Source organism: Streptomyces sp. SID14478 (assembly GCF_010548525.1).
In the GTDB taxonomy this organism is placed as follows: Bacteria; Actinomycetota; Actinomycetes; order Streptomycetales; family Streptomycetaceae; genus Streptomyces.
The window spans coordinates 1-4,072 of sequence record NZ_JAAGMG010000563.1; the positions used below are offsets into that span (position 1 = coordinate 1).

At 72.4% G+C, this 4,072-nt stretch carries 5 protein-coding genes and 1 pseudogene; 3 read left to right on the forward strand and 3 right to left on the reverse strand.

Translation table 11 applies throughout. The features are described from left to right. From G3I40_RS18650 to G3I40_RS18660, 3 genes are all read left to right on the forward strand, one after another. On the forward strand, positions 1-388 hold a 388-nt coding region (locus tag G3I40_RS18650; protein ID WP_164303271.1), incomplete at its 5' end, for a helix-turn-helix domain-containing protein. 30 nt (positions 389-418) lie between these two features. After that, positions 419-1,342 carry a LysR family transcriptional regulator gene (locus G3I40_RS18655; protein ID WP_164303272.1) on the forward strand — a complete coding sequence of 308 codons (924 nt, stop codon included), beginning with the start codon at positions 419-421 and terminating at the stop codon, positions 1,340-1,342. 103 nt (positions 1,343-1,445) lie between these two features. Then, a complete protein-coding gene (locus tag G3I40_RS18660) occupies positions 1,446-2,606 on the forward strand; it encodes an NAD-dependent formate dehydrogenase (protein WP_164303273.1) in 1,161 nt (386 codons plus the stop codon). A gap of 26 nt (positions 2,607-2,632) precedes the next feature. On the opposite strand, the gene G3I40_RS18665 is transcribed toward G3I40_RS18660, so the two are convergent. The 3 genes and pseudogenes from G3I40_RS18665 to G3I40_RS18675 form a co-directional block, all read right to left on the reverse strand. Then, positions 2,633-3,028 carry a helix-turn-helix transcriptional regulator gene (locus G3I40_RS18665; RefSeq protein ID WP_164303274.1) on the reverse strand — a complete coding sequence of 132 codons (396 nt, stop codon included), beginning with the start codon at positions 3,026-3,028 and terminating at the stop codon, positions 2,633-2,635. A 38-nt stretch (positions 3,029-3,066) separates the two neighbouring features. After that, the gene (locus G3I40_RS18670; RefSeq protein ID WP_164303275.1) at positions 3,067-3,669 is read right to left on the reverse strand and encodes a hypothetical protein; all 603 of its coding nucleotides are present in this window, start codon (positions 3,667-3,669) and stop codon (positions 3,067-3,069) included. Between the two features lie 75 nt (positions 3,670-3,744). Beyond that, positions 3,745-4,072, reverse strand: a pseudogene (locus G3I40_RS18675) (chemotaxis protein); the annotation flags it as partial.

A 4,072-nucleotide genomic window follows, 5' to 3' on the forward strand; every position in this document is an offset into this window, starting at 1 on the left:
CGCGCTGAGCTCCGCGCGCAGCAGTGCCCCGCAGGCCTCGCTGCTGGCCGGCGTCGAGGGGCTCACCTCTCTCGACGCGCTGCTGACCGGCGTCCCCGCCACCGTCCGCACCGCCTTCGGCCGCAGCGTGCTCGCCCCGCTGCTCGACGCGGAGAACGGCTCCGCGACCCCGCTCCTGGAGACCCTGCGGACCTTCCTGGCCTGCGACGGCTCGTGGGCGCGTACGGCCGAGACCCTGCATCTGCACGTCAACACGGTCCACTACCGCATCGGGCGCATCGAGATGTTCACGGGCCGCGATCTGTCCCGGCTCGCCGACCGTCTCGACCTGTGGGCCGCGCTGTTGTGCAATCGCCTTGCCCCGGAACCGAGTTCACCGGGTCACTGACCTCGCCCCCGAACCCCGCGGAGGCTCCGCATGCTGCTGCGTCAGCTGGAGTACCTGGTCGCCCTGGCCAGGGAACGGCACTTCGCGCGGGCGGCCGCCGCCTGTTACGTCTCGCAGCCGTCGCTGTCCGCGGCGATCCGCCGCCTCGAACACGAGCTGCGGATCCCGATCGTGCGCCGGGGGCAGCGCTACGAAGGCCTCACGCAGGAGGGCGAGGTGGTGCTCGCCTGGGCCCACCGCATGCTCGCCGAGCGCGACGCGCTGCACCAGGAACTCGCCGCCCTGCGCGACGGGTTGACGGGCACGCTGCGGCTCGGCGTGGTCCCCACCGCGCTGCCCGCCACGTCCCTGCTGACCAACCCGTTCTGTGAACGCCACCCGCACGCCAAGGTCAGCATCGAGTCCCTGTCGTCGGACGACATCTCGCACGGGCTCGCCGAGTTCGAGCTGGACGCGGCGATGACGTACGTCGAGGGCCCTCCCGCGCACGGCGAGCGGCGGCTGCCCCTCTACGAGGAGCGGTACGTGCTGCTCACTCCCCTGGACGGCCCGCTCGGCGGGGCCCGGTCCGCCCGCTGGGCCGAGGCGGCCGCCCTGCCCCTGTGCCTGCTCGGTACGCGCATGCGCAACCGGCGCATCATCGACGCGTGCTTCGCCGCCGACGGCGCGAAGGCCGCGCCCGCGCTCGAGTCGGACACCGTCGCGGGCCTGTACGCGCACCTGCCCTCGGGCCGCTGGTCCAGCGTCGTCTCGCACGCGTGGCTGCACATGTTCGGCGTGCCCGACGGGATGCGGGTGGTGCCGCTGGACGGCCCCGCGCACGGGCCGCGCGTCGGTCTGGTGACGGGCCCCGACGACCCGCCCTCCGTGCTCGCCGGGGCCCTGCTGGCGGTGGCCCGGGAGGCCGGGGTGCAGGACGCGCTCGACGCGCTGCTGCGCACCTACCTGAGCTGATAGCCGCCGCCTATGCGGGCATAACGAGGATCGCTTTGACCGCCTCACGTGGCACGCGGATCGTGAACGGCACGTCTTCACACGCCAGTTGAGGAGAGCCGCCATGGCAAAGGTGCTGTGCGTCCTGTACGACGACCCGGCCGACGGACAACCGACCTCGTACGCCCGCGACGACCTTCCCGCCATCGACCACTACCCCGGCGGGCAGACCACCCCGACCCCCGACGCCGTCGACTTCACGCCCGGCCGGCTCCTCGGCAGCGTCTCCGGCGAACTCGGCCTGCGCCGCTTCCTGGAGAAGGCCGGGCACACCCTCGTCGTCACCTCCGACAAGGAGGGCCCGGACTCGGTGTTCGACCGGGAGCTCGCGGACGCGGACGTCGTCATCTCGCAGCCTTTCTGGCCCGCCTACCTGACGCCCGAACGGCTGGCCGGCGCGAAGAACCTCAAGCTGGCCGTCACCGCCGGCATCGGCTCCGACCACGTGGACCTCGACAGTGCGATCGCCCACGGCGTGACGGTCGCCGAGGTCACGTTCTCCAACAGCATCAGCGTCGCCGAGCACGTGGTGATGTCGATCCTGGCACTCGTGCGCAACTACCTCCCCTCGCACCAGGTCGTCCTGGACGGCGGCTGGAACATCGCGGACTGCGTGTCCCGTTCGTACGACCTGGAGGGGATGCACGTCGGGACCGTCGCCGCGGGACGCATCGGGCTCGCGGTGCTGCGCCGCCTCGCCCCCTTCGACGTCGCACTGCACTACACCGACCGGCGCCGGCTGCCGCGCGAGGTGGAGGAGGAGCTGGGCCTCACCTTCCACCCCACGGCCGCCGACATGGTCCCGCACTGCGACGTGGTCACGGTGAACGCGCCGCTGCACCCGGAGACCGAGCACCTCTTCGACGACGAGCTGATCGCCTCGATGAAGCGCGGCGCGTACCTCATCAACACGGCGCGGGCCCGCATCACCGACCCGGACGCGGTCGACCGGGCGCTGCGCAGCGGCCGGCTGGCGGGGTACGCGGGTGACGTCTGGTACCCGCAGCCGGCGCCGGCCGACCACCCCTGGCGGACGATGCCGCACCACGGGATGACCCCGCACATCTCGGGCTCGTCGCTGTCCGCGCAGGCCAGGTACGCGGCCGGTACCCGGGAGATCCTGGAGTGCTGGCTGGCGGGCAGGCCGATCCGCGAGGAGTACCTGATCGTGGACGGGGGTGCGCTGGCCGGGACGGGAGCGCACTCGTACTCCGTCACCGGCTGAACCCCGCCCGCCCGAGGCCACCGCCGTCAGGCGCGGTCGATGTGCACGTTCGTCGACTTCACCCGGGCGGTGGCCTCCATGCCGACCTCCAGGCCCAGTTCCTCCACGGCCTCGCGGGTCAGCAGCGAGACCAGGCGGTGCGGTCCCGCCTGGATCTCCACCTGCGCGGCGACGTCACCGAGCTTGACCGCGGTGACGATGCCCGGGAACGCGTTGCGCACCGACGTGTACGAGACGTCCTCCTCGCCGCCGGCGCCCTTGGCCAGTTCGACGGAGAAGGCGGCCAGGTCCTGGCCCTCGATGAGCCGCCGTCCGCCCTCGTCGCGGTGGGTGACGACGCGGCCCGCGTCCGCCCAGCGTCGCGCGGTGTCCGGGCTGACGCCGAGCAGGCGGGCCGCCTGGCCGATTGTGTAGGACTGCATGGATCACAAGATAGCGACCTGGTCCGGGCGACGTTCCGTCAGTACCGCTGCGCCTTGGCGATCTTCGCGGTCAGGTGCGGCTGCGGCGGCTTGGAGCTGATGGCCAGCGGCTGCGCGCGCCCGCCCGCCTTCAGGTCCTTCGCGCCGACGACCTTGGACTCGACGACCTTCCCGTCGGAGTCGCTGAAGTCGACCTGCACCGCGAACGAGGCGGTGTCGTCGGTCTTGTTGGTGATGTTGACGACGAGGGCGCGCACGTTGTCCGTCTCGGCAAGAGGCTTGCCGGTCAGGGAGACGTCGCTCATGGCGTTGCCCTGGCCGTCGACGCCGTCCAGGTGCTTCTGGAACTCCTGCCGGTTGCGCTCCACGTCGGCGGCGACGGACGCCTCGAAGTCGTGGGCCCGCTCGGACGCCGACTCGGCCGCCGCCGACGCCGACTCCTTCACCTCCGCCTTCTTCGACGCGGCGCTGGAGGCCAGCGCGGAGGGCGGCTCGCCGGTGAAGCGCGAGGAGTCGGGGGCGCTGGCCCGCGGGCTGGCGCTCGCTGCGCTGTCGTTGTCGCTGTCCGTGCCGCACGCGCCGAGCACGAGCACGCCGGTGGCCGCGCACACGGCCAGGCTGAGCGTCTTGCCTGCTCTCATCAGGTGGTTCCTTCCCAGCTGCGGTCGAAAGCCCTTGCGGTTTCCAGCTTGTGCGGCATCCGGATCGTGCGGCGCCTAGAAGCGCAGGACGGCGGCCACGTGTCCGGCCTCCGCCAGCGTTCCGTCGGGTACGAAGACGACCTCGGCGCCGGTCTCCAGTGCGGATTCGACGATCTCGTCGACGATGTCGTGGACGGCGTCCAGGTCGTCGTCCGCGGCCGGCTCCAGGTGGCCCTCGCCGGCCCGCACGGTGACGCGGTAGTTCTCCTCCACGACCAGCCGGTGGACCCGGCCGTCCGAGGCCTTCTGCCACACCTCGTCCACGCCGGCCGCGTACGTGTTGCCGCCGCGCGCCCGGTCGAGCGCGGCGAGCGCCTCGGCGACCGCCCGTTCGGCATCGGCG

Coding starts and splice junctions, on each gene's coding strand:
- G3I40_RS18655 (WP_164303272.1), top strand. CDS start 419: ATGCTGCTGCGTCAGCTGGAGTACCTGGTCGCCCTGGCCAGGGAACGG.
- G3I40_RS18670 (WP_164303275.1), bottom strand. CDS start 3,669: ATGAGAGCAGGCAAGACGCTCAGCCTGGCCGTGTGCGCGGCCACCGGC.
- G3I40_RS18665 (WP_164303274.1), bottom strand. CDS start 3,028: ATGCAGTCCTACACAATCGGCCAGGCGGCCCGCCTGCTCGGCGTCAGC.
- G3I40_RS18660 (WP_164303273.1), top strand. CDS start 1,446: ATGGCAAAGGTGCTGTGCGTCCTGTACGACGACCCGGCCGACGGACAA.